The following is a 24,360-nucleotide window of genomic DNA, read 5'->3' as shown; positions in this document are numbered from 1 at the left end:
ATGAACAATTACCTACGGTCCAAGTGGCACTTTTTATTTGCTCTCTCTCTCTTTCTTGTTGGCTGCGGAGAAGCGCCGCAACAAACCATGTTAAAACAAGCCGTCGCGATCGAAAGTGCTGATGAGTGTCATTTATGTGGCATGATCATCGCGAATTTCCCCGGGCCTAAAGGGGAAGCCTATCAAAATGGAAACGACAACGTATTAAAGTTTTGCTCGACACGAGATCTGTTCAGCTACCTTTTGCAGCCAGAAAACCAACGTCAAGTGAGGCAAGTGTTTGTTCATGATATGAGCAAGGCGCCATGGCAAAAACCAGAAGACCAATATTTCATTGATGCGGAAAAAGCATGGTTTGTTATTGGCTCAAGTCAAAAAGGTGCGATGGGTAAAACATTAGCCAGCTTCGGCAAACAGGAAGACGCCAAAGCATTCAGCGAAAACTATGGCGGTACGATTTATCAATACCAAGATATTACTATCGATATTCTGTGATCTTGCTTCAGCCTTTTGTTAATAAAAACAAGAGGCTACCTTCCCCCAAATACTAAAAACAAATTGTCATTAAATTAATAGTTTTCAACCTATTAGCTCGCATTCTTCCCCTCTCACTTTCCCAAATATGGTCTATAATTAACTATAGCTATACAGATAAACATAATAAGTGAACAAACAACTGTACATAACAACAGTATTTTATTGACTTAAGCAATACCAACACTATACTACTGTATATAAATACAGCTTTATGGGAGGTTAGATATGTTTTCGTTATCTGAAAGGCTCGATAGAGTAAACAAACTTCGCAAACAAGCGATGTCTGATCCTGAGTTTATCCAAGCTGCCGAGGATCATAAGCTCGCTATTCAATCTGAATCTGAACTCACCCCTTGTAAATCAAAAAGCAAACCCAAAACCAAACGCTTTAAAGATGTCTATAAAGATATCTCTTTTGGTGCAGAACGAGCAGGTGATACGCACTAGTTTCTGTGTTAATTTTCAATCAAAAAAGGCTTCAACGTTCAATCGTTGAAGCCTTTGCGCATAATATAAAAAGTCGTTAATTTACTTTATATAATTATCCCTTCCACTCATACAAAGCAGGGATTTCAATAAACTTACCCTTGTATTCAATCACAACATTACGTGGGGAAATACTTACCAGCCTAATTTGGTTGTTTAACCAATCCCCCTCATAAAGCTCACGACCATTTATTTTTACCCAGCGACTATCTTTATTACTGGCGTACATATGCGTTTGTAGATTCATCGCGGGCAGTTGCCCTACAAACTGATTCTCATTATCCACCAGCTTAATCGCTGCTTTAGCGGCTCTATCTTGCTCAACTGAGTCGCTTATACTCTCAACACTAAAAGCTTGTTCAACACGTTTTGCCAGCTCTGGAGATAAACCGCTGAGATCAAGAGAATCAAGTTGAAACCCTTCGTCATTACTCACCGTGTTGTCATTAGTATGACTGCCACTCGCCAAATCCTTTGTCTCTTCACTCTCTTTCGCATTGGCGCTAATAGCGCTTGTCTCCTTGAGTGACGTCAGCTCTGTTTCTGTTGGCTTTTCTTCTTTTTCCACCACAATCTCAACTATTTTCGGCTTGTTATTTTTACCTAATCGCTGCCGAATCTCTGATAATGGTTCAAGAGATGAGGTATCTGGATAAGGCAACTCAACCGCAATAGTGCTATCAAGTGCCTTTTGTTCTGCCAACTGCTGTTGTTCAGCAAGACGTTGTTTCGTTAACTGCTGCCATTCACTGTTGCTGTTAACAAAATTAATCACCAACAAACCACAAGGTAAAATCAACGCCAAAAACAGATAAAAAAGCCAACCTGTCGACTTTGGCTGCTGCTGAGATAATGACGCCGAAGCCACCGAAGAGGGCTGACCCGCTTGATGATTCATCTCCGACTCTTGCAGTGCTTTCATTATTTGAGACATTATTTTGTCTCCTTAACTTCAATACGGTGCAAAGTAGGTGCTGAGGTATTGGTGAGCTTAGCTAAAATTTTCAAAGTATTACGCCCTACAACACCATCAGCATCAAGCCCTTGCCACTGCTGAAACGCTCGTACTTTTCTCTCTAACGATGCGTCAAACAACACACTGTCGTTAGCGGGTTCATTGAGTGCAGTTGAGAGCAAGCTATCCAACAGCAAAACTTGGTTGCCCCGGCTATTACGCTTCAATACCTGATCCACTTCGCTGTACCAAAGACCTTGATAGCCACCATTCCAGCGCTCTTTTAGCCACCAAATCGGCACCTGAATGCGTTGATTCTTATTTAAGAGTTCTGCGTACTCATCATTAATGGCGTACAACACCACATACGACAAACTATCCTGTTCACTCAACGGCAATATCACCGGCTGATTGGCTGAAACAATATGTTGCCAATCGGCAACGCCTGTATCGCACTGATACGGTGAGTTATCCGCCAAGCAGTTGCTGTTCAGGACAGATGCCCTAACCCCCCACAGTTCATACAGCACTTGCATGGCATCAACCGAGCTTTGACTCTGGTTGAGAAAACTCGCCAAAACTGGCTCAGTAGTATTGTCCGCGGTTTTTTCGTCAAGCTGAACCACAGGTAGAGGCGCTAATTGGCTTTGGATCAACCGACTAATGTCTGCTTTAAAATGATAAATCCCACCACTTAACAGAGCACTAACTAAAAACGTCACCAGCAGAGGAGAACCGCTGCGCTTTTTTTCCATAGTTGGCGCTGCAACCATGGGGGCTTGAAAGCTCATCACATCCTGACACGCTTTCTCTGCCTGACTGGCAGACACCTCTTTCTCTCCGCTGTAAAAGGTGTAGAGCAAAGCTTTGTCGCAAACAAGGTTAATTAACCTCGGTACACCTTTGGTTGTTTGCGCGATAATCTTAACCGCCTTAGAAGAGAAGTACTCTACGGGGCTGCCCGCAATACGCAGTCGAAACTGAATATACTGCTCGACCTCTTTTTCCCCTAATGGCAGCAAATGGTAGCGACCGGTGATCCTTTGAGCCAACTGTCTTAGCTCTGCGGTTTGTAATTTTTGTTGTAGCTCTGGTTGCCCGACAAGCAGCACTTTCAGTAATTTCTGACTGTCGGTTTCTAAATTTGTTAGCAGCCTAAGTTGCTCCAATACTTGAGCAGAGAGATGTTGTGCCTCATCAATTAGCAGTAATGTTTGAATGCCTTGGCTATGATTGGCCATTAAGTAGTGATAAATCCCTTTGGTCAGCTGCTTTAAGCTGGCGTTATCAGGGTATTTAATTTCAAACTCATCGCAAATGGCTTCGAGAAGATCCGAATCACTAAAGGTTGGGTTAAGAATTAAGCCCGCTTTTACATTGTCATTTAATGAGGCAAGCATGGCTTTAGATACGGTTGTTTTTCCCGTTCCCACTTCGCCGGTAAGCATAGCAAAGCCGCCACCCTCACCTAACCCCGCTTGCAAATGCCCCATCGCTTCCCGATGACGAGAACTTAAAAATAGGTATCTCGCACTGGGTACAATGGAAAACGGCAACTCTATAAATCCAAAGTAATCTTTGTACATCAACTCATCTCTCACTTAACAGTTCTGGAAAAGTACCATTGCCTGATAGAATGTAAAGGGATAACTATTCGATATTCACTGGAGTTCACTTTGCAAATCTATCTTGTTGGCGGTGCGGTTAGAGATAAACTACTTAACCTGCCTGTTTATGATAATGACTGGGTTGTGGTTGGCTCAACACCAGAACAGATGCTGTCACAAGGTTTTCAAGCCGTTGGAAAAGATTTTCCGGTCTTCTTGCACCCTAAAACCAAAGAAGAACATGCACTGGCGCGAACAGAAAAAAAAGTCGAGGCCGGCTATACAGGTTTTGAGTGTTATTTCTCTGCGGATGTGACATTAGAACAAGATCTCATGCGCCGAGATCTCACCATTAACGCCATCGCAATGGATGATAACGGGCAACTTATCGACCCATATCATGGTGAAAAAGACATTCAAGATAAGGTCATTCGCCACGTTTCATCCGCCTTTGTGGAAGATCCTTTGCGAGTACTTCGTGTGGCTCGCTTTGCCGCGAAGCTTCATCATCTGGGTTTTTCTGTTGCACAAGAAACCGTTTCGTTAATGCAAGAGATCAGCGACTCCGGCGAACTCGCCCATTTAACCCAAGAGCGCGTATGGCAAGAGTGGCAAAAGTCTCTACAGACTCCTCACCCAGAGCAGTTTATTGCCGTACTCAGACAGTGTGGCGCACTGAAAATAGTGCTACCTGAACTGGACGCCTTATTCGGTGTTCCTCAGCCAGAGCAGTGGCACCCAGAAATCGACACAGGCATTCATACCTTAATGGTTGCAGAACAGGCCGCAATAATCAGCTCCTCTCCACAAGTTCGTTTTGCCGCGCAAGTTCATGACCTCGGCAAAGGTGTCACACCATCAGAAGAGTGGCCCAGCCATAAAATGCATTGCCAAACAGGCATAGCCATTATTAAAGCCTTATGTGAACGCGTAAAAGTGCCCAATGATTATAAAGAGTTGGCTCTGGCAGTCTGCGCACAACACTCTAATATCCACCGCGCTGACGAACTGCGAGCGGCCACCTTTTTAAAAGTATTCAACAAACTTGATGTATGGCGTAAGCCGGAAAAATTGCCGCAAGTGTTGCTGTGCTGCGAAGCGGATCATCGGGGAAGAGAAGGTCACCAGCAGATGCCCTATCCTCAAAAAGAGCGCGTAGAGACCGCTTACAACGCAGCATTATCCATTGAGGTACAAGCCATCATTGCCGATGGGTTTACCGGAAAAGCAATAAGAGATGAGCTAGACAGCCGACGAGTTCATGCGGTGAAAATGGCACTGTTTTCCGATACTGAATAAGCCATTAAACACCCATGCCACAAAACCAAAACAGAGAGCCTGCAATAACATTACAGGCTCTCTGCTAACACTATTCGCTAAGGTTTTTTATACAAAAGAGTTATACCAACTCTCCTGCCCCCTGAACGGAACGCTCACTATTTTCCACCAAGAACACAGCGGCCGTCTGCTTTAGCTGTTGCCACTCTTCATCCTCGACAAACACACCATCTTGCCAAGATGCACTCTCCGCTTGGCTCAGTTCATCACCATTAATGTGAATAGAGTAGTGCTCAGTATGTTGCTCAACATTAAAATCATTAACTGAGAGCTCAATAGTCATGGTGTGATTGTCAGCTTCACCATTACCATCAAGTTTTTTGTTATCAGAGAAGAAAACCTCTGGAGCGATACAACCTCGTCCAAGCACATAAAGCACATGCTTAGGGCTACTGCCGTTTGACCAACGTGCACGACAAGCAATACCTTTTGCGGCAAGCCTAACCAACTCGCTATATCCCAACCATCGGTTATGACACTGTTTAAGTTCCAAAGTGATGGATTTGGCACCCACCATATTTTCTAGCGCATAATCTAAAACAGCTGGAAGGTGACAAGCCACGCTGCTATTTTTCAGGTCCACTTCAATGGTGTTATCCGGCAACTTGTTAATAGAGACCGCGCAGTCTGAGTCGAGGCCGATAAATCGACTGGCATTATTAAAGTGTTGAACACCACGTAAACCCACCATCTGTAAATCAGCAACCATGTTGGCAATAACATCCGCCTCACCAAAGCTACGTTGCATGCCAAAAAACGCTTTGTTTACTGCAGCGACCAGTTCATTGTGCGAAACGATCATTGTGCTAGCCCTCCACTCAATTGGTTGTCATTACTATTATTCGCTGGCATCAATGGAAAGATCCAGTTGTCCATATAGTCAGGACTCTTTATGTCATTCAATAAAGGAGCACCTTGGAAGAAGGTGACACGAACCCAGCGATCAGAGCGTGGATCAAATTTCGTTGCACCAAAAATCGCCAACTTACAACGCAGCAGATGCATCGGCAACGCATCTTCACGCAACACATTCATCTGAATATCACCCATTTCACGGTTACCCAAAGTCCATGCTCTACGAGTAATCGCTCTGTATTGTGAGTGACTAAGCAAAAACTCCGCTACAGACGCGTGTTCAGGGCACTGACACAGTGCGTGGTACAAGCGATTAATCTGTCGTCCAATATCAAGAGGTAACTCGCGATCTTCGCCTTGCTCTTCACCTCTAACACCAAGTCTTGGCTCTTCTTTATCCTGCGAGCGATACCAAAACCAGTAATTATTTTCTGCTAGAGAATAGTCAGCCTCTATCGCCCAGCGATATTTACTTTTCAATACTGCTAACAACTCTCCCACATTCTTACCACTTGGAATAGCCAAGGTTTCATTGCTATTCATCTCATTTTCAAAACCGTCAACCAACTCTGGATAAAGCTCAATCAAGCATGAGGTCAAAATCTCTTGCGCTTCTAAACTCATGTCACTTGTCTGTTGAGATAAATGGTTCCAATCAGGCTGATGCAGCATTAACTCTTTCAAATTTTCAGATAGCTGCTGTAAATCGGCTATCGCATCATGGTTCAGCTGATTTTGATGTTCATTAATCGTCACCACTTGCTGTAGATGACAAATGGCTTTGTTTAGCAAGCTTTGTAGAGGCTGATGCAGTGCACTATCACAAGGCATAGACAACGCCTGAGCAACGGCACGCTCACGAGCGGTCATCCACTGATCAACAATACATGGGTGATTAATAAGATAAGGAGCCATGCCTAACCCTGTTGCATTTCCGACCCCTAGATAGCGTTGAATGCCTTTATCTAAAGAGGTTGCCGAGTCTCCGCCCTTCTGCATAGCCAAGTAATTGACCCAGTCGAGACTGAACTCTCGCAATAGATAAACCGCACACATCTGAGCGCTAAACGACAAGTTAAAATCTGGGTTATCTTCAAGCAATTTAAAGTCGGCAATACCAAATTTGCCATTGCCATACACCGCCGTAGTGCGAAGGATATACCCCACTTCTGCTAGCTCAGAAGTGTCTGGCTGGGTACCTTTTGCTAACGCACTGACAATATGCTCAAACACCCGGACACTCTTATTTGCCCGCGCAAGAACCAATACGTTATTAGGGTTTCTGCCTGCTTCTTGTAGAGGCACATTTGCTCTTAGTTCTTCAAGTAAATCAACGTCAACATCACCATACACCAGTGCAAATGTCACATCCCACTTTTCAGCAATAACTCTATCGTTGCGTTCTTCATCGGCAATTTCGTCACAAAATACCACCAGATGATAGACATGCAGAGGCGTTTGCAACTTGTAAATAACGTGACCAAAGCCTTGAGGCGATAATTGCCATTGCTGTTTTGTCACCTGCCATTTCTGCTCCGCCATTTTACGGATCATACTGCGAACAAAGCTAATTCTGTTTTGATGCATAGCGCCTAATCTATCAGGCGCCATGACCATCTCTGCGTCACGCAACTTAATATCAGTGTAAGTAGAACGATGTAGGTTCATTTTCTTACCACCTATTTTCTATAAAAGTGGAGAGGAACTCTGTTTTTGAAATTGTCTGCAACACAAGCTCCTCTAGGTTATTGTCGTAATTATAGGTTCTGCTCTTTTGCCATTTTCATGGCTATTTGAGGGGCATTCCATAGCGACGGCAGCAGTATCAAAGAGACTGGAACTGCAGTAATAACAATGAAGGATTGCAGCGCCGAAATGCCACCCGATCCCAGCGAGATTAAGATCAACGCCGTTACACCCATCATCACACCCCAGAAGATACGAACAATCGCGTTTGGCTCTGTTTCGCCACTAATAACCACACTGATGGTGTACGTCATTGAGTCACCCGTTGTGACGATAAAAATGGTGGTTAAGATAAGAAACAGAATCGAAATCAGCATTGGATTAGGAAGCTGTTGAGTGATAGCAAGAAGCGCTCCCGGTAAATTAAACCCTTCAAATGCGGTACTCACGCTACCAGGATCGGCAATCTCGAACGCCAGACCAGTACCACCAACAATGGTGAACCAGAAACAGGTTGTAAGAGGCGCTACGATGCTAATTGTCGAGATAATTTGACGAATAGTACGACCACGAGAGATACGCGCAATAAAGATAGCCATCATTGGGCCATAGCCTAAGAACCAGCCCCAGAAGAACACCGTCCACCAGCTCAACCAACCTTCATCACCACGATAAGTAGCCATTGGGATAAAGTTATCCAGCATACTGCCAACACCTTGGATATAGCCGTTAAATATAAAGCCTGTTGGGCCAAATATCAGGATATAAACCATCAGCCCCACCGCGAGTATCACGTTGTAGCGACTCAGTAACTGCATGCCTCGGTTGATACCGCTCAATGCAGACAGGGTATACAGTACGATAGCAAATAGAATGATGATCAATTGAGTAGTGAAACCGTCTGGAATCTCAAACAGAGCATTTAAAGCATAGCTGACTTGCAAGCCAAGGAAACCAATAGGGCCAATGGTGCCCGCAGCAACCGCGATGATACAACAAGCATCAATTAACGCGCCCACATGGCCTTTTAGCGCTCGCTCTCCAAGCACAGGGTACAACAGAATACGCGGTTTCAGTGGAAGGCCTTTGTCGTAATGAAGGTGCATTACAACAATGGACGTTAAGCTACCTACAATCGCCCAAGCTAAGAAGCCCCAGTGCATATACGATTGTGACAATGCATTAATTGCACCCTGCACAACATCTTCCTGCGCACCGTATAGTGGCGGTGGGCTAACATAGTGAGCAAGAGGCTCAGCCGCGGCCCAAAAAACACCGCCACCAGCAAGTAAGGTACAGAAGATGATCGCTATCCAGCGGAATGAGTCCATCTCTGGTGTGCTAATGCCACCTAAAACAACTTTACCCGTTCGGCCAGCTGCCAGCCCTAACCCAATAAGGAAGGTGAGCAACAGAAGTAATTGCCAGTATGGACCAAATACCTGTACTGACCAGCCAAAACCGGCATTAACGATGGCAGAGAGTTTTTCTCCGTCATACAGAGCGACGGCAACAAACAGCGCGATAAATCCGCCGCTGTACCAAAATGCGGGATTACTTAATCCCAGTTTCTCCATCGATTTAGCATTGACCGGTTGAGCATCATGAGATGCTGTACTTTTTAACAATGTCGCCTCAGAGGGATCATTCATTGTTGATGCTTTCATGCTATTGCTTAAATCAGACATACTCTGACTCCAGAGGTTCTTTGCAGTAGATACCACCTGCTACAAAAGTTAACTTTAACACCTGCTCTGTTATTGTCTTATCAGCAGGTCGTTCCATGTTTGGGCTACAACTTATGAGATAGGCTCTAATCCTTCTTTTAAGAATTCGAACCAGTTCTCGCCCAGTATTTGTCCCGCTTCAGGTTCACTGAACCCATAGCGAATTAATCCGTTGTAAATATTCTCCATGCCTGAGCTGCCGTTAAACCATGGCAATGCATCAGGCCAACCGGAATTGCTTGCGGATCCTTCTCCGTAATCCATCGCTTTAGACCAACGTCCGTTTCTCATCCACTCCAATACTTGCTGTGGCTGGTTAAGACATAAATCACTGCCAATACCTAGGTGCTCAACGCCATACAGCTCAGCCGCTTTCGCCACCATCTGGCAAAAATCGTCCAGTGTGCATTGGCTGCCATTAGGAAGATGAAAGGGATACAAACTAAAACCGATCAATCCACCGCGGCTGGTTAGCGCTTTGATCACCGTGTCGGATTTATTACGTAATGCATCATGAGCAAAGGTTGGGTTAGCGTGGCTAATGCAGATTGGCCGCGTAGAGAGATCGATCGCCTCTAACGTTGAACGCTCAGCGCTGTGAGACATATCGATGATCATGCCCACTCGGTTCATCTCTTTAATTGCCTGCTGACCAAATCGAGTTATGCCGTTGTCATTTTGCTCGTAGCAGCCAGTGGCGAGTAAACTTTGGTTGTTATAGGTAAGCTGCATAATCAACAGCCCTTGCTTACGCATCACTTCAATAAGGCCAATCTCATCATCAATTGGCGAACAGTTTTGCGCCCCAAGAAATACCCCAACTTTTCCTAACTCTTTTGCTCTCTGAACATCTGCCATCGAATGAATCGGCATGATCAAGTCAGCGTTATTTTCAAATCGTTGATTCCACTCAGCAAAGCGAGTCAGCGTTTCACGGGCATTTTCATGGTAAACAACCGTTGCATGAACCGCAGTAATGCCGCTGACTTTCAAGGTTTGAAAATACTCTCGATCCCAGTTGCAGTACTGCAAGCCGTCGATCACTATCCTTTTCTGGTACATAACCACTCCCTATACAAATTCGTTGCGTTAAGTAATGGGTGGCAACACCACCCAATAGGCTTAGTAAGGACGTTGGTAAGCGGTTTTCACCACGGTATAAAACTCTTTGGCATATTGACCCTGCTCGCGAGGACCAAAGCTTGATTCTTTACGACCACCAAACGGGACGTGGTAATCAGTGCCTGCGGTTGGTAGATTGACCATCACACAACCGGTTTGAACCTGCTGTTTAAAGATGGCGCTGTTACGAAGGCTTTGAGTGATAATGCCGCCAGTTAAGCCGAAGCGCGTGTCATTTGCGACCGCGATTGCTTCGTCTAGGTCAGCCACTCGAATGACACACGCCATTGGTGCAAACACCTCTTCCTGATTCACTTCCCAGCTATTGTTACTGTTTAGGAATAGGGTTGGAGACATGTAGTAACCTTCATGTTTCAGAGATAATCTTTCACCACCAAAGCCAAGTTCCGCACCGCTTTGGCGGGCTTTCTCTATCCACTCAAAGTTAGAGCTAAGCTGTTTATCATCAACAACCGGCCCCATAAATATGCCGTCATCCAATGCATGCCCGACTTTTAAGTCACTCATGCGTTTGATCAGGGCGTCTACATAGCGGTCGTGGATTTTGTCCATCACAACAAGGCGAGATGAAGCGGTACATTTTTGTCCGGCACCGGAGAATGAACCGGCGATTGTCGCTTCAACAGCAATCTGAATATCGGCATCGTCCGCCACCACAAGGGCATTTTTACTGCCCATTTCTAACTGGCTGCGAACAAAGTTCGGCGCGGTTGCGGCGGCGACTTTTCGTCCCGTCTCTACAGAGCCCGTAAAGCTGACACCATTAACATCTTTTGAATTAATAAGCGTGTTACCCGCTTTGGAGCCACTGCCTAAAACAAGGTTAAATGTTCCCGCTGGTAGCCCTTGGCGATGGATGATTTCGGTAAGAGCAACGGCACTTGCAGGAGTAAGATTAGAGGGTTTCCAAACAACGCTGTTACCAAAAGCCAGAGCAGGCGCTATCTTCCACGCAGCAGTTGCCGTTGGGAAATTCCATGGCGAAATAATGGCAATCACTCCAACCGCTTCGCGTGTCACTTCGACAGAAACACCCGGTCTTACAGAGGCTGCATTGTCGCCAATTTGACGCAGTACTTCGGCGGCAAAATATTGAAAGAACTGGCCAGCGCGATAAATCTCACCACGCCCTTCCGCAAAAGGTTTGCCCTCTTCACGAGATAACAGCGTGCCAAGTTCATCACAACGAGCTATCAGCTCATCACCTATCGCTTGCAAAACACTCTGCTTACGTTCTAGAGGCGATTTTTCCCATTCAGGATGCGCTACTTTCGCGGCTTGAATCGCTTGCTCAACCTGAGAGTCACTCGCTTGCGAAAAGTCACCCAAATTTTCACTTATGTCTGACGGGTTAATATTCGCAACAGTACTCACACCCGCTTGCCATTCACCTGCGATGTAGAGCGATTTCTCTGTCTGAACGTTATTTATTAAAGTCATTGCGTTTTCCTTGTCTTTACTCAGTGCCAACCTTTTCCGTTAGCCTGTTAATATGGTTATCTGTTATTCCGGCTGCGTAGCCGAGGCATATACAACAAATTCAACCAACATCTCTTCACGCGCCAAGCCTGCCACAACCATGGCGGCACGGTTTGGATAAGGCGCGTTAAAATAATCTGCATATATTTCGTTCACCGTCTTCAAGTACGCTCGGTCGGTAACATAAATAAGAACTTGAAGCACTGAGTCCATCGACTCACCCGCGCACTCAAGGGTATGAACTAAATTGTTAAACGTTTGACGGGTTTGCGCTTCAATTCCCCCCGCTACAACCGCGCCAGTTTCATCGATTGGGATCTGTGCAGTATAAAGTGTGCCGTTGCCAACAACCGCCCACTCTAGAGGGGCTTTAGAGGCAAACAATTCTGTTTTTATCGGCTGTTTTTTAGTTTGAATACTCACAAGCACTTTGACCTTTTGTAATGTTAATGTTGCAATTTAGTTAAATGATGCACATTACTTAACGATAAATCTAACTATAAATTTTTTACAATTGATAAATTTAATTTATCGAACTACCCTAATTGCAGTAAATAAAGGGATTTAAGGGGAAGGACGTTGAGTATTAAGCTGCAACAATTAAGGCATTTTGTGATCGTCGTCGAAGAAGGAGGCTTTCGCGCCGCCTCAAATAGAGCCAATCGCTCTCAGGCAGCGCTATCAACCTCGATAAAGGAGTTAGAGAGAACCCTTGGACAGTCGCTGTTTGAAGGAGGAAACAAAGCCAAGCTCACCCCTTTTGGGGAGATTTGTTTACCCAAAATCATCCAGTTTCTCAACATATACAGTGCCTTGGATAACGACTTAAAAGCCGCCGCGGCAGGTCAGCAAGGAAGAGTTAAGATAGCGAGTGTGCCCTCCGTAGCGGCAAAGCTTATTCCTAGCGTGTTAGGTCACTTTTGCGAACAGCACCCAAATGTAGAAGTTAGCCTTATTGATGACAATGCCTCAGGCGTAGAAGCGCGGTTGTTATCGGGAGAGGTGGACTTAGCTCTTGGTAACCCATCTAGCCTAGAGGAAACAGGCATCGATTTTACGCCGCTGATTTCAGATCCTATTGGCGTTGTCTGTTTAAAAGATAATCCCATTGCCAAGCAAGTTGACGGTATTGAATGGCAGACACTTCTTAAGCAGCCTTTTATCCGCAATGGAACCTGTAAATTACTAGACCCGACACCAGCCGGGACACTGTCGCAGCAAGCACTCTATTCTGTCGAGAACATCACCTCTCTATTTTCTGTGTTAGAGCTAGGCATAGGCGTCACAACACTGCCCAAGTTGGCATTTCCAACTAATGACACGCCATTGGTATGGATACCTCTTATAGATCCCCCATTGGAGAGAGAAATCGGTATTTTCACTTTAAGTGACAGAACCATCTCTCCTCAGGCGAAAGCTTTTCAAGCCCTGTGCATCCAACAGCTGAGCACCACATCGGTTGAGCAGCATTAACAGGCAGTAAATAAAAAGGGCCATAGCCAGATTCAATAAAGATCGTGCTATAGCCCTAATTCAATTGAAGCCTTTACGCCTCAATGTGATGCTTAACCGTTGAAAATCAGTAGACCAAACAGGCCAAAACCAAGCAGTAAGCGATAGATAACAAAAGGAGTCATGCCCATTTTTGAGATAAGCTTCAGGAAGAAATAGATACAGATATAGGCACTGATAAACGAAGTAATCATCCCCGTGCCGAGCATCCCCAAGTGAACAGGCTCACCACTAGAGATCAGTTTTAAGCCAAGATATCCCCCTGCCAAGGTGATAATAGGGATCGACATTAAAAACGAAAAGCGAGCAGCCGCTTCACGACTAAAGCCAAGATACAACGCCGCAGTAATGGTGGCCCCCGAACGAGACGTACCAGGAATCATTGCTAACGCCTGAGCAACACCAATAAACAGTGATTTCTTCCAGTCCGCGCTGTACTCATCGTCAGCAAAACGGCCATGTTTATCTACCCACCATAGCAGTAACGCAAATATCACCGTGGTGGTCGCTATTACCCAAGCACTTCTTAAGTAGAGCTCAATTATGTCCTTCATAAACAAGCCGAACAGGCAGGCAGGAATGGTGGCAAGTATGATCATCCATGCCAGCTTAGACTCTTTGCTTTTCTCTTGACGAAAGATTGACCCCATTAGCGCAGTAAAGAGTGTCACTATCTCTTGTCTAAAATAGATCACCACGGCGGCTAATGTTCCTACATGCACCGCGACATCAAAGGCTAAGCCTTGATCTTCCCAGCCCAAAATAGCCGAAGGGAGAATAAGGTGCGCCGAGCTAGAAATAGGTAAAAACTCGGTAAGCCCTTGAATGAGAGCCAATATAAACGCTTCAAAATACGTCATTTAACAACCACTAAATTGAAAATCCGCTTTAGTAAGGGATTGAAGATTATCCATACTCAACCACACCTCTTTAACTAAACGGCCATCATCAGGAATACAAAGATCCGGAGATAAATCATAAAGTGGTTGAATCACAAATGGGTACTTAAAAATGTCCTTCCTTGGTATTTGAGGTGAAGCACTGGAGACCTCTTCACCAAATAGCAGAATATCGAGATCCAGCGTTCTATCTTGATATTTCTGAGCATCCTGCGCTCTGCCTGCTTTGAACTCAATCTCTCGTAACGCTTTAGAGAGTTGAGGCAAACTCATTGCCGTATCAAACTGCACGACAAAATTGAAAAAAGGGGCACTGTCAAAATCAACTGAAGCACAATCATATACGCTAGATATGACGATATTTTTACCAAGTTCAGATAACGCTTCAACCGCAAACTGAGAGTAATATTCTCGGTTTACGTTACTGCCAATGCCAATATAGGTGGTAATCATCGCGTTCCTCGTTCAATCACCACTCCAACCCCTTTTGCTTGAGGAACCGCACCGGGTTTAGTTAAACGAACTTTAATCCAAGGCACTGAAAAACGCTGCATAATTAAATGGGCAATCTCTTCCGCCACTCGTTCAACCAATAAAAAACGACCGTTTTCAATGTGCTCAAGCACCGCTTGACTCACTTTAGCATAGTCTAATGCATCTTCAACATCATCACTTTTGCCCGCTGGGCGGTTGTCGTGCGCCATTTCAATATCAAGCACCAGCTTCTGCTTAATCTCTTGTTCCCAATCATAAGCACCAATGGTGGTTATTACCTCTAGCTGCTCAATAAAAACTGTGTCTAAAGCCATTAATAAACTCCTATAAAATCATTCATACGAAGGAAAAATGTTACCTGCTTTGATAATAATGCTCGAACGAAGGCAAAATACACGAGCGAAGTCACCTTATTGAACAAAAAAAATGCGATAAGATACCAATCAGCAACAGGTCGGATACCAATACTCATTAAAAAGACGTATTATTTTTAAGCCGGACACTTTACCCCTTTTTTGCTTCATAGGATAGCCATGACGCCACTAGCACTTTGCATGATCATCTTTGCCTACTTACTAGGTTCGATCTCTAGTGCCATCTTGATCTGCCGATTATTTGATCTTCCGGATCCAAGAGAGACGGGTTCGCACAACCCCGGCGCCACTAACGTACTTAGAATTGGGGGGAAATGGTCGGCTCTCGCGGTTCTGATTTGCGACATGTTAAAAGGGACAATTCCGGTTTGGGGCAGTTACTATCTAGGTATTGAGCCATTAATGCTTGGCTTTATCGGCATCGCCGCCTGCCTCGGTCATATTTATCCGATCTTCTTCCATTTTAAAGGTGGCAAAGGCGTGGCCACGGCCATTGGTGCCATTGCCCCCATAGGTTGGGGCTTAACCGGATTACTCGCTGCGACTTGGATTGTAGCTGCGATTATTACCCGCTACTCTTCCCTTGCTGCCATTATTACTGCCTTAATCGCACCATTTTACGCTTGGGTATTTAAACCCCTCTACACGCTGCCTGTGGCCATGCTGTGCTGCTTAATTTTACTGCGCCACCATGAAAACGTCCGCCGATTAATTAAAGGCGACGAACCTAAAATCGGCACCAGTCAGCAGTAAAAACCTTTTTCCTTATTACCATAAGAAGCATCCTCATTATCACGCTCTCGCGTGGTAATGCATACCTGACCTTAACGAAACGCCCAACTGATTCTTTGCGCTGAAGGGTTTAGCAGCCCTTCGGTTATGGATTAACGTCGATATGCGTTCCCACGAGAATCATGGGAACGAGATAGATGAAAGGAACGTGCAAGGGGCTGCTAGGTTATATTACTCACTCTCTATTGGTGTGAGCTGATCAATCGGCCATCTTGGTTGTGCTTTAACCGATAAATCCGTTGTATCCCCATTTTTAAGCCTCTGCATTCCCGCATAAGCGATCATCGCGCCATTATCGGTACAGAACTCGGTTCTTGGGTAATACACTTCACCACCAATACGTTTCGCCAATGCTGCCAGCTCTGCGCGTAACTGTTTGTTCGCACTCACTCCGCCAGCAATAACAATACGCTTTAGTCCGGTTTGTTCTAATGCTCGTTTACACTTAATGGATAACGTTGAGCAGACCGCCTCTTGAAACGCATAAGCAATGTCTGCGCGAGTTTGATCATCGTTATCATTCGCTGCGATCGTATTCGCTGCAAATGTCTTCAGCCCGGAGAAGCTCATATCTAGCCCCGGTCTATCCGTCATCGGACGAGGAAACTTAAAACGACCTGCAGTGCCTTTTTCGGCTAAACGTGACAGCAATGGCCCACCGGGATAATCCAGCCCCATTAATTTAGCCGTTTTATCAAACGCTTCTCCTGCCGCATCATCAATAGATTCGCCAAGGATTTGGTAATCACCAATGCCCATCACCTGAACAATCATGGTGTGGCCACCAGAAACCAACAGAGCAATAAATGGAAATGGCGGTGGGTTATCTTCTAACATTGGCGCCAATAAATGCCCTTCCATATGGTGAACCGCCACCGCTGGAACATTCCATGCGTACGCTAAGCTGCGTCCGATAGTCGCACCAACCAATAGCGCCCCCACTAAACCCGGCCCTGCGGTATAAGCCACACCATCGATGTCATCAGAGGTTAAATTGGCCTCTTTCAATGCTTCTTTAATCAGTGGAATGGTTTTCTTGACATGATCCCTTGATGCCAGCTCAGGCACCACGCCACCGTAGTCGGCGTGCAGTTTTACTTGGCTGTAAAGTTGATGAGAAAGCAACCCTTTCTCATCGTCATAAATTGCTACGCCGGTTTCATCACACGACGTTTCTAACCCTAAAATGCGCATACTTTTCTCGGCGTCATCAACATTAAAAAATAAATTTGGCGCAATATTACCTAATCAAACAAAATTTGACCACGATAAAGCTTTACAAAGGTGTACTTCTCGGATTAAAATTCCGCACCATTTTTGATCAAGCTGGTTAATGCCAATCGCTAACGATTCGGCACAGAGGAACCAGCATTAACGAATAACCCCTGAGGTGAAAGGCATATGCCAGTAGTTAAAGTACGTGAAAACGAACCGTTCGACGTTGCACTTCGTCGTTTCAAGCGCTCTTGCGAAAAAGCAGGTATCTTATCTGAAGTACGTCGTCGTGAGCACTATGAAAAACCAACTACAGTTCGCAAACGCGCTAAAGCAGCTGCACAAAAGCGTCACGCTAAGAAGCTTGCTCGCGAAAACGCACGTCGCGTTCGCCTGTACTAATAACTGAATTCTTAAAGGAAATTAGTTATGGCTCTTATTGACCAACTCAAAGAAGAGCAAAAAATAGCGATGAAAGCCAAGGACAAACCGCGCCTTGGCACTATTCGTTTAGCCCTTTCTGCCATTAAGCAACGTGAAGTCGACGAGCGGATCACTCTGACCGACGACGACATAATTGCTGTCATGACAAAAATGGTTAAACAACGTCGCGATTCTGTCGCTCAATATGAAACTGCAAATCGTCATGATCTTGCTGATGTTGAGAAGGCTGAAATTACCGTACTTGAGGAATTTATGCCTCAACCGCTGACGGATGACGAAGTAACAGCACTTATTGAAAGTGCGATTACTGACTCTGGTGCTGCGGGCATGCAAGACATGGGTAAGGTAATGGGCGTTCTTAAACCTCAAATTCAAGGGCGTGCAGATATGGGCAAAGTAAGTGGGTTGGTTCGCGCTAAACTCGCTTAAGCTCAAAGAAATTTTAGCAAGCCGTGCTATCCTTTTTGGAATGCGCGGCTTGTTCGTATTCGCTATTCTCGATTATTTTAAAAGACCCTAGGATATATGGCTGGACTTATTCCACGTAATTTTATTGATGACCTACTCGCCAGAGTGGATGTCGTGGATATTGTCGACGCCCGGGTAAAGTTAAAAAAGAAAGGCAAAAACTACAGTGCTTGCTGCCCTTTTCATAACGAGAAAACCCCATCCTTTTCCGTTAGCCAAGAGAAACAGTTTTACCACTGTTTTGGTTGTGGTGCCCACGGAAACGCCATTGACTTCGTTATGGAGTTCGACAACCTCGATTTTGTTGAATCCATTGAAGAGCTGGCGAACGGTTTAGGCCTAGATGTCCCCCGAGAACAGCGGAGTGGTGAGATAAGCCACACACCACGAGCAAACAGCGAAGAGAAACGCAGCTTATATGACCTTATGGGCAGTATTTCTCAGTTTTACTCGTCACAGCTAAAAGTCGCCAGCAACAAACACGCCATTGAGTATTTACAACAGCGCGGACTATCCAGCGATGTTGTACAAAAATTTGGCATTGGTTACGTAGCCGATGAGTGGGACGCCATTCGCAAGAACTTTGGTCAGCAACCCAACATCCAAGAGATGCTGGTTACCGCTGGCATGCTTATCGAAAACGACAAAGGCAACCGCTACGACCGTTTTCGTGGTCGCGTTATGTTCCCTATTCGGGATCGACGTGGTCGAGTGATTGGCTTTGGTGGCCGCATTACAGGTGAAGGTACACCAAAATACCTTAACTCCCCTGAAACACCAATCTTTCACAAAGGCAAAGAGCTCTATGGCCTTTATGAAGTGCTTCAAGCTCACCGAGAGCCTCAACAAGTTTTAGTGGTTGAAGGCTATATGGATGTCGTGGCCTTAGCGCAATATGGGGTAGATTACTCCGTGGCGTCACTAGGCACTGCCACCACAGGTGACCATTTACAGATGCTATTTCGCCAAACCAACACCGTTGTGTGTTGTTACGATGGTGACCGAGCAGGTAAAGAAGCGGCATGGCGAGCATTAGAAAACGCACTTGGCTTTTTGAAAAGCGGCAACATCTTAAAGTTTCTGTTTTTACCCGATGGTGAAGACCCAGATAGCTTTATCCGCAAAAATGGCAAAGAAGCGTTTGAACAAGAGATACAAGATGCAGAGCCACTTTCGACTTACCTATTTAAAAACCTCACTAGTCAGGTTCAGGTAGGCAGTAACGAAGGTAAAGCCGCATTAGAAGCGTTAGCAAAACCACTAATAGAAAAAATACCGGACGACCACCTGCAAGCACAGCTATTTAAAATGCTTGGCGAAAAAACCGGACACTTTTTGGAGCATCAAGCCTCGTCAAAAAGAGCCGCAAAGCAGAACCACAGCGCGCCACAAAAAATAGCCAAAACCCCAATGCGGGTAGTCATAGCTTTGCTTGTACAAAATCCGAGCTATAGTGAATTTGTGCCAGATTTAACGGATGTTCGCGAAATTAACATTCCGGGTCTAAGTTTATTACATGATGTGCTTGATAAATGTAATGCTTATCCCCATATCAACACAGGCCAATTAATAGAGCATTGGCGCAATACGCAAAATGAGGCGCTATTATCTCGCCTAGCGAGTTGGGATATTCCACTCGAAGATGATAATCAACAAGATATATTTTTAGACTCACTGGACAATATTCTTGCCCAGTGCGTAGAAAAGCAGATAGAAAGCTTGCAGGCTAAGGCAAGAAGTATCGGTTTATCAACCGAAGAGAAACGGGAGCTACAAGCTTTAATGCTTGATTTAAAAGCGTAACCCATATTGATTAGTCAGCAAGGTTAAAATTTGTTATAATTGGCGGTTTGCGTTTCGCATACTTACACCATCACTCAGACCTGAAGTTGGGTATCGTCTATGGATCAAAATCCGCAGTCACAGCTAAAGTTACTTGTCATAAAAGGTAAGGAACAAGGCTATCTGACCTACGCCGAAGTAAATGACCACCTACCAGCAGAAATCGTAGATTCTGAACAGGTAGAAGACATCATTCAAATGATCAACGACATGGGTATTAAAGTCGTTGAAACTGCACCAGATGCAGATGAAATGTCGCTAAACGATGACAATGTCATCACCGATGAAGACGCAGCAGAAGCTGCGGCAGCTGCACTATCCAGTGTTGAGAACGAAATAGGTCGAACAACTGACCCAGTACGTATGTATATGCGTGAAATGGGTACAGTCGAGCTATTGACTCGCGAAGGCGAGATCGACATTGCAAAACGCATTGAAGATGGTATTAACCAAGTTCAATGTTCTGTTGCAGAGTATCCGGGCACCATCTCTTACATCCTTGAACAGTTTGATAAAGTTCAGGCTGAAGAGCTTCGTCTTACTGACATTATTTCAGGCTTTGTTGACCCGAACGATGATGGCACGGTAGCACCTACCGCCACTCACATCGGTTCTGAGCTTGCTGAGTCAGATCTAGAAGATGAAGACAAAGAAGATGCGGATAGCGATGAGGACGAGGAAGAAGAAGATACAGGTATTGATCCAGAGCTTGCTCTAGAGAAATTTACCGAGCTTCGTAACACCTATCAAAACATGCAACTTGCGATCAACGAACATGGTCGTGAAAGTAATGCAACCTCAGCGGCAAAAGAGAGCCTTCTGGAAGTATTCAGAGAGTTCCGTTTGATTCCAAAACAGTTTGATTACCTAGTAAACGAACTTCGTACTTCTATGGATCGTGTTCGTACACAAGAGCGTTTAATTATTCGCCAATGTGTTGAATACGGCAAAATGCCGAAGAAGACGTTTGTACAAGCATTTACTGGTAACGAATCGTCTGACGCTTGGCTAGACCAAGTACTTGCATCAGACAAACCTTATGCAGAAAAAATCAAACGTAACGAAGAGGACATTCGTCGTAGCATTCAAAAACTGGCTATGATCGAAAAAGAGACCTCTCTTCCAGTACAAAGCATTAAAGACATCAGCCGTCGTATGTCTATCGGTGAAGCGAAAGCACGCCGTGCCAAGAAAGAGATGGTTGAAGCGAATTTACGTCTGGTTATTTCTATCGCCAAGAAATACACCAACCGTGGCCTACAGTTCTTGGACTTGATTCAAGAAGGTAACATCGGCCTAATGAAAGCGGTAGATAAGTTTGAATATCGCCGTGGTTATAAGTTCTCTACTTATGCGACATGGTGGATCCGTCAGGCTATTACTCGCTCAATTGCTGACCAAGCACGTACTATTCGTATTCCGGTACACATGATCGAAACGATCAACAAGCTTAACCGTATCTCTCGCCAAATGCTGCAAGAGATGGGTCGTGAGCCGTTACCAGAAGAATTGGCTGAGCGCATGCAAATGCCTGAAGACAAGATCCGTAAAGTACTGAAAATTGCCAAAGAGCCAATCTCTATGGAGACACCAATTGGTGACGACGAAGATTCGCACTTAGGTGACTTTATTGAGGACACCACGCTAGAGCTACCTTTAGACTCTGCAACATCAGGCAGCCTGAAGATTGCAACTAAAGACGTACTAGCTGGCCTAACGCCTCGTGAAGCAAAAGTACTGCGTATGCGCTTTGGTATCGACATGAACACTGACCACACTCTAGAAGAGGTTGGTAAACAGTTCGACGTAACTCGTGAGCGTATCCGTCAGATTGAAGCAAAAGCACTGCGTAAACTTCGTCATCCTAGTCGTTCAGAAACTCTGCGCAGCTTCCTAGACGAATAAAATAGCAATTGAAAACAGTGTTAAAATTCAATATTTGATTAAAAGGTGAGCAAACGCTCACCTTTTTTATTGAAACTGATTTAAGTGGATAAAAACTAAGCGCAAATACCCCCATTACTCTCTAGACAGCAATGGGTTCATCCCCTATAATCTCCCTCCATTGGCCCCTTAGCTCAGTGGTTAGAGCAGTCGACTCATAATCGATTGGTCCGCAGTTCAAGTCTGCGAGGGGCCACCAGATACCATAAGGCCTGAGAGCATTTTCGCTTCTCAGGCCTTTTTCATTTCTGCTCTCTGTGTAGCAACTCAAATCCAATTGCTACACAGCATTCATAACAACTCTCTTTTCAGTCCTACTTTTAATAGTAATTCTCTTTTCCTCTAGGAATGATTTTATGACATAAAAATTGTAATTGATCATAGCAAGGAAAAATGACAGCTTATTAAGAAGAGACTTTCCAAAAGAGGTTATCCAATTTTCAATAGATGAGCGCTTCTGGCTAGTGTTAACGATAGTAAACTAGTCAACATGATCGAAACTGGGCGCTATAAGTTAGATAACACTGAAAGTAAACCTAAGTCTTAAGCGAAACGCTTAGCAAAACACACATGCCTTATTTGTCAATCTGAGTTCGTTTTACGAATAGCAAAAATTAATAAGCAAAAGGGCGTTCAGGATACTATGGCAGCTCTTCGTATCCAAAGTGCAGATTCACTTACAAAGCCAGTTAAAAATAATTATTTACAGGGTCAAAATAATCGTTACGTATTCGACTTTATGCTTTAGGCACATTTAAACTAATTTCATGACGATGTAAAAATCCAACTTTATCGTCTATTAATTTTTGATGTAAGGATGTTTCTACATTCATTCGCCCACTATCTTCAACCGTATAGAAATCTGGATACTTACTCCGTATCATCTCAGCAACACCACGACTAAATCCATTTTGGATCATAGTGATAGTTTTCTTATCTACAGTTCCATACTTAGCAAGTTTATAGTAATTATCATCCATTATATCTAGCTCATGTAGTATCTCAACAAATCGAAATAGCACATAATCAAAGAAATCTTCTTCCTCTTTAATCCTTACAATGGCTAAATTAATTTGCTCTGATTTACTTTTTCTAGATATATAAGTAAACACTTCTCTGTGAGAGTCCCCTTTCGTTGAGTCTCCCCAGCTTCCGGTAAATACAGGGGTATTATCAGGTAACTGATTCCAATAGTGAATAAAACGTCCAATCATTACGCCTAGTGGCGCATTTTCTATACTCCAGTCAAGAAACATAGCATAAAATGTTTGTGCTTTATCGCTCTCTAAGCGCAGCAAATTGTTTGTTTGATTAGTTGCACTTTTCTTAACGAATGAGATAAAAACTCGATATATAACAAGCATCAAAGTGTTAGAGTCGTTAATTAAGCCATATTCACTTTGGCATTGCTTTAGAACGTTATGTATTTCAACCTCATACTTAAATACATCGATATCAGAGATATTATGCTCTAGTAACTTCAAACCTACTGGAGTCTCAACTCTTGGAAGGTTTTTCATATCACTGATACCCTCTTCTAGATTTTCGAGTCTAGTCAATAACCTTTGATATTCATCTTTATTACTATCATTAATCTCTGAGCCATCAAGAAAAAGGTTTTCAACACTATCTTTCTCAACCTTATTCACATACATAACATTTTTAATAAATTTTTGTAAGTTTGCCCCTTTTCTTAAAAATCGGTCAGTTCCAACGATATGAATCTGTGGTTGAAGCTTCTGTAATGATTCCAAAGATGCGGCACCAAAGACTTCACTAAAACGGTTTACCCTACCAATTAGGTTTTTAAATTGAGAAGGGCTTAAACTTCTTAAGCCTTTTCTAACATCAAATAAAAACATCCTCTCTATTGGTAGGTTGACTCCCTCCAATAACGTTGAGCTAGAAACCAAAAATTTTATCTCATTACAACTTCGATATAAAAACTCTGCATAATTGCGCATGGAGTCTGTCATTGAGCCATGATGATACAAAACTCCTCTTTGTAAGCAATACAGTAAAAGGTATTGTTCATGGGTGCTTGCCTGTATTTCTTGAATAGCCAAACTTAACTCTTGGGATTGAACCATTGGAAGTGATTCTGCAAGCTCTTTGGCAAACTCTTGGATATGCTTAGGACGATTAAAATAGATGATATTCTTACAAAGTGAATTATCTAAAAGGTAACTAATAGAACTCTTGGAGTCATTAATACAATCGGTAAATTCATCCGTAAATTGGTCATACATTGTCACTTCAGGGACTGTAGGTCTATAGTCTGCAATATACAAACATTCTGATTTAACGTACTCTGTAACCTTATAGCTGACAGAGTCTTTGCTTGAATCTTTGAAGTCCAGACTGGAAGGATCTTGCAAGAATGGGGTTAAGAACTTGAATGCAGTCGATGAGTTTCTGTACTCTAGGACTTTAATTACTGATGCTAGAAGAGCATTTCTAGAGACTGTAATTTAATTTGTGTATCTGCTTATAATTAAGCCAGTCATGGCTAAGGATAAGCAACATGGATAAGAAAGCTCTAGAAGCATTTGCTCGTGAAGC

General features: G+C 44.1%; 22 protein-coding genes and 1 tRNA gene. 10 read left to right on the top strand and 13 right to left on the bottom strand.

The genetic code is table 11. The annotated features are described in order from the left end of the window. Positions 1-495: a nitrous oxide reductase accessory protein NosL gene (locus tag F0227_RS07715; RefSeq protein ID WP_171752619.1), complete on the top strand. Its 495-nt coding sequence runs from the start codon at positions 1-3 to the stop codon at positions 493-495. A gap of 267 nt (positions 496-762) precedes the next feature. Beyond that, positions 763-984: a hypothetical protein gene (locus F0227_RS07710; RefSeq protein ID WP_171752618.1), complete on the top strand. Its 222-nt coding sequence runs from the start codon at positions 763-765 to the stop codon at positions 982-984. A gap of 94 nt (positions 985-1,078) precedes the next feature. On the opposite strand, the gene F0227_RS07705 is transcribed toward F0227_RS07710, so the two are convergent. Together F0227_RS07705 and F0227_RS07700 are read right to left on the bottom strand one after the other, a co-directional pair. Beyond that, positions 1,079-1,957, bottom strand: coding sequence for a general secretion pathway protein GspB (locus F0227_RS07705; protein ID WP_171752617.1), 879 nt, complete (start codon positions 1,955-1,957; stop codon positions 1,079-1,081). Beyond that, positions 1,957-3,564 carry an ExeA family protein gene (locus F0227_RS07700; RefSeq protein ID WP_171752616.1) on the bottom strand — a complete coding sequence of 536 codons (1,608 nt, stop codon included), beginning with the start codon at positions 3,562-3,564 and terminating at the stop codon, positions 1,957-1,959. Before F0227_RS07700 ends, F0227_RS07705 begins: the two co-directional genes overlap by 1 nt. Positions 3,565-3,654: 90 nt before the next feature. Between F0227_RS07700 and F0227_RS07695 the strand changes: the two genes are divergently transcribed. After that, entirely contained in the window at positions 3,655-4,884 is a 1,230-nt protein-coding gene (locus F0227_RS07695) for a multifunctional CCA addition/repair protein (RefSeq protein ID WP_171752615.1), read from the top strand. A 100-nt stretch (positions 4,885-4,984) separates the two neighbouring features. Here the strand turns inward: F0227_RS07695 and F0227_RS07690 are convergent, their stop codons facing one another. The 6 genes from F0227_RS07690 to F0227_RS07665 all read right to left on the bottom strand — a co-directional run bounded on the left by F0227_RS07690 (position 4,985) and on the right by F0227_RS07665 (position 12,236). Next, positions 4,985-5,725, bottom strand: a complete 741-nt coding sequence (locus tag F0227_RS07690; RefSeq protein ID WP_171752614.1) for a DUF3726 domain-containing protein — start codon at positions 5,723-5,725, stop codon at positions 4,985-4,987. Continuing rightward, positions 5,722-7,446 (bottom strand): hypothetical protein, encoded by a 1,725-nt coding sequence (locus F0227_RS07685; RefSeq protein WP_171752613.1) that lies wholly within the window; start codon positions 7,444-7,446, stop codon positions 5,722-5,724. Before F0227_RS07685 ends, F0227_RS07690 begins: the two co-directional genes overlap by 4 nt. A gap of 89 nt (positions 7,447-7,535) precedes the next feature. Continuing rightward, positions 7,536-9,152: a BCCT family transporter gene (locus F0227_RS07680; protein WP_171752612.1), complete on the bottom strand. Its 1,617-nt coding sequence runs from the start codon at positions 9,150-9,152 to the stop codon at positions 7,536-7,538. A gap of 111 nt (positions 9,153-9,263) precedes the next feature. Next, positions 9,264-10,253 carry a membrane dipeptidase gene (locus F0227_RS07675; RefSeq protein WP_171752611.1) on the bottom strand — a complete coding sequence of 330 codons (990 nt, stop codon included), beginning with the start codon at positions 10,251-10,253 and terminating at the stop codon, positions 9,264-9,266. A 60-nt stretch (positions 10,254-10,313) separates the two neighbouring features. Further along, a complete protein-coding gene (locus F0227_RS07670) occupies positions 10,314-11,774 on the bottom strand; it encodes an aldehyde dehydrogenase family protein (RefSeq protein WP_171752610.1) in 1,461 nt (486 codons plus the stop codon). Between the two features lie 63 nt (positions 11,775-11,837). Further along, entirely contained in the window at positions 11,838-12,236 is a 399-nt protein-coding gene (locus F0227_RS07665) for a Rid family hydrolase (RefSeq protein ID WP_171752609.1), read from the bottom strand. A 156-nt stretch (positions 12,237-12,392) separates the two neighbouring features. Here F0227_RS07665 and F0227_RS07660 point away from each other — a divergent pair, with 156 nt between their 5' ends. Further along, on the top strand, positions 12,393-13,286 hold the full coding sequence (locus tag F0227_RS07660; protein WP_171752608.1) for a LysR family transcriptional regulator: 894 nt from the start codon (positions 12,393-12,395) through the stop codon (positions 13,284-13,286). 92 nt (positions 13,287-13,378) lie between these two features. Here the strand turns inward: F0227_RS07660 and F0227_RS07655 are convergent, their stop codons facing one another. Genes F0227_RS07655 through folB form a run of 3 tightly spaced genes read right to left on the bottom strand, consistent with a single transcriptional unit; the run spans position 13,379 to position 15,033 of the window. Continuing rightward, the gene (locus F0227_RS07655) at positions 13,379-14,185 is read right to left on the bottom strand and encodes an undecaprenyl-diphosphate phosphatase (protein WP_171752607.1); all 807 of its coding nucleotides are present in this window, start codon (positions 14,183-14,185) and stop codon (positions 13,379-13,381) included. Then, positions 14,186-14,677, bottom strand: coding sequence for a 2-amino-4-hydroxy-6-hydroxymethyldihydropteridine diphosphokinase (folK, locus tag F0227_RS07650; RefSeq protein WP_171752606.1), 492 nt, complete (start codon positions 14,675-14,677; stop codon positions 14,186-14,188). After that, positions 14,674-15,033, bottom strand: coding sequence for a bifunctional dihydroneopterin aldolase/7,8-dihydroneopterin epimerase (gene folB, locus F0227_RS07645; RefSeq protein ID WP_171752605.1), 360 nt, complete (start codon positions 15,031-15,033; stop codon positions 14,674-14,676). The genes folK and folB overlap by 4 nt, the downstream gene beginning before the upstream one ends. 219 nt (positions 15,034-15,252) lie before the next feature. Between folB and plsY the strand changes: the two genes are divergently transcribed. Then, positions 15,253-15,846, top strand: coding sequence for a glycerol-3-phosphate 1-O-acyltransferase PlsY (gene plsY / locus F0227_RS07640; RefSeq protein WP_171752604.1), 594 nt, complete (start codon positions 15,253-15,255; stop codon positions 15,844-15,846). A gap of 210 nt (positions 15,847-16,056) precedes the next feature. Here plsY and tsaD read toward each other — a convergent pair whose 3' ends face one another. Next, a complete protein-coding gene (tsaD, locus tag F0227_RS07635; protein ID WP_171752603.1) occupies positions 16,057-17,079 on the bottom strand; it encodes a tRNA (adenosine(37)-N6)-threonylcarbamoyltransferase complex transferase subunit TsaD in 1,023 nt (340 codons plus the stop codon). Between the two features lie 207 nt (positions 17,080-17,286). Between tsaD and rpsU the strand changes: the two genes are divergently transcribed. From rpsU to F0227_RS07610, 5 genes are all read left to right on the top strand, one after another. Further along, positions 17,287-17,502 (top strand): 30S ribosomal protein S21, encoded by a 216-nt coding sequence (gene rpsU / locus F0227_RS07630; RefSeq protein ID WP_001145625.1) that lies wholly within the window; start codon positions 17,287-17,289, stop codon positions 17,500-17,502. Between the two features lie 27 nt (positions 17,503-17,529). Continuing rightward, entirely contained in the window at positions 17,530-17,973 is a 444-nt protein-coding gene (locus tag F0227_RS07625) for a GatB/YqeY domain-containing protein (RefSeq protein WP_171752602.1), read from the top strand. Between the two features lie 96 nt (positions 17,974-18,069). Continuing rightward, a complete protein-coding gene (gene dnaG, locus F0227_RS07620) occupies positions 18,070-19,815 on the top strand; it encodes a DNA primase (RefSeq protein ID WP_171752601.1) in 1,746 nt (581 codons plus the stop codon). A gap of 99 nt (positions 19,816-19,914) precedes the next feature. Beyond that, the gene (rpoD, locus tag F0227_RS07615; protein ID WP_171752600.1) at positions 19,915-21,759 is read left to right on the top strand and encodes an RNA polymerase sigma factor RpoD; all 1,845 of its coding nucleotides are present in this window, start codon (positions 19,915-19,917) and stop codon (positions 21,757-21,759) included. A gap of 162 nt (positions 21,760-21,921) precedes the next feature. Then, positions 21,922-21,997: transfer RNA gene (locus F0227_RS07610), tRNA-Ile, on the top strand. Between the two features lie 538 nt (positions 21,998-22,535). Here F0227_RS07610 and F0227_RS07605 read toward each other — a convergent pair. After that, positions 22,536-24,047 (bottom strand): helicase-related protein, encoded by a 1,512-nt coding sequence (locus F0227_RS07605; RefSeq protein ID WP_171752599.1) that lies wholly within the window; start codon positions 24,045-24,047, stop codon positions 22,536-22,538. Positions 24,048-24,360: the final 313 nt, after the last annotated feature.

Source organism: Vibrio sp. 99-8-1, from assembly GCF_013114595.1.
Taxonomy (GTDB): Bacteria; Pseudomonadota; Gammaproteobacteria; order Enterobacterales; family Vibrionaceae; genus Vibrio.
The sequence above is the reverse complement of the archived record's forward strand: the minus strand, read 5'-3'. Positions and strand labels throughout refer to the sequence as shown.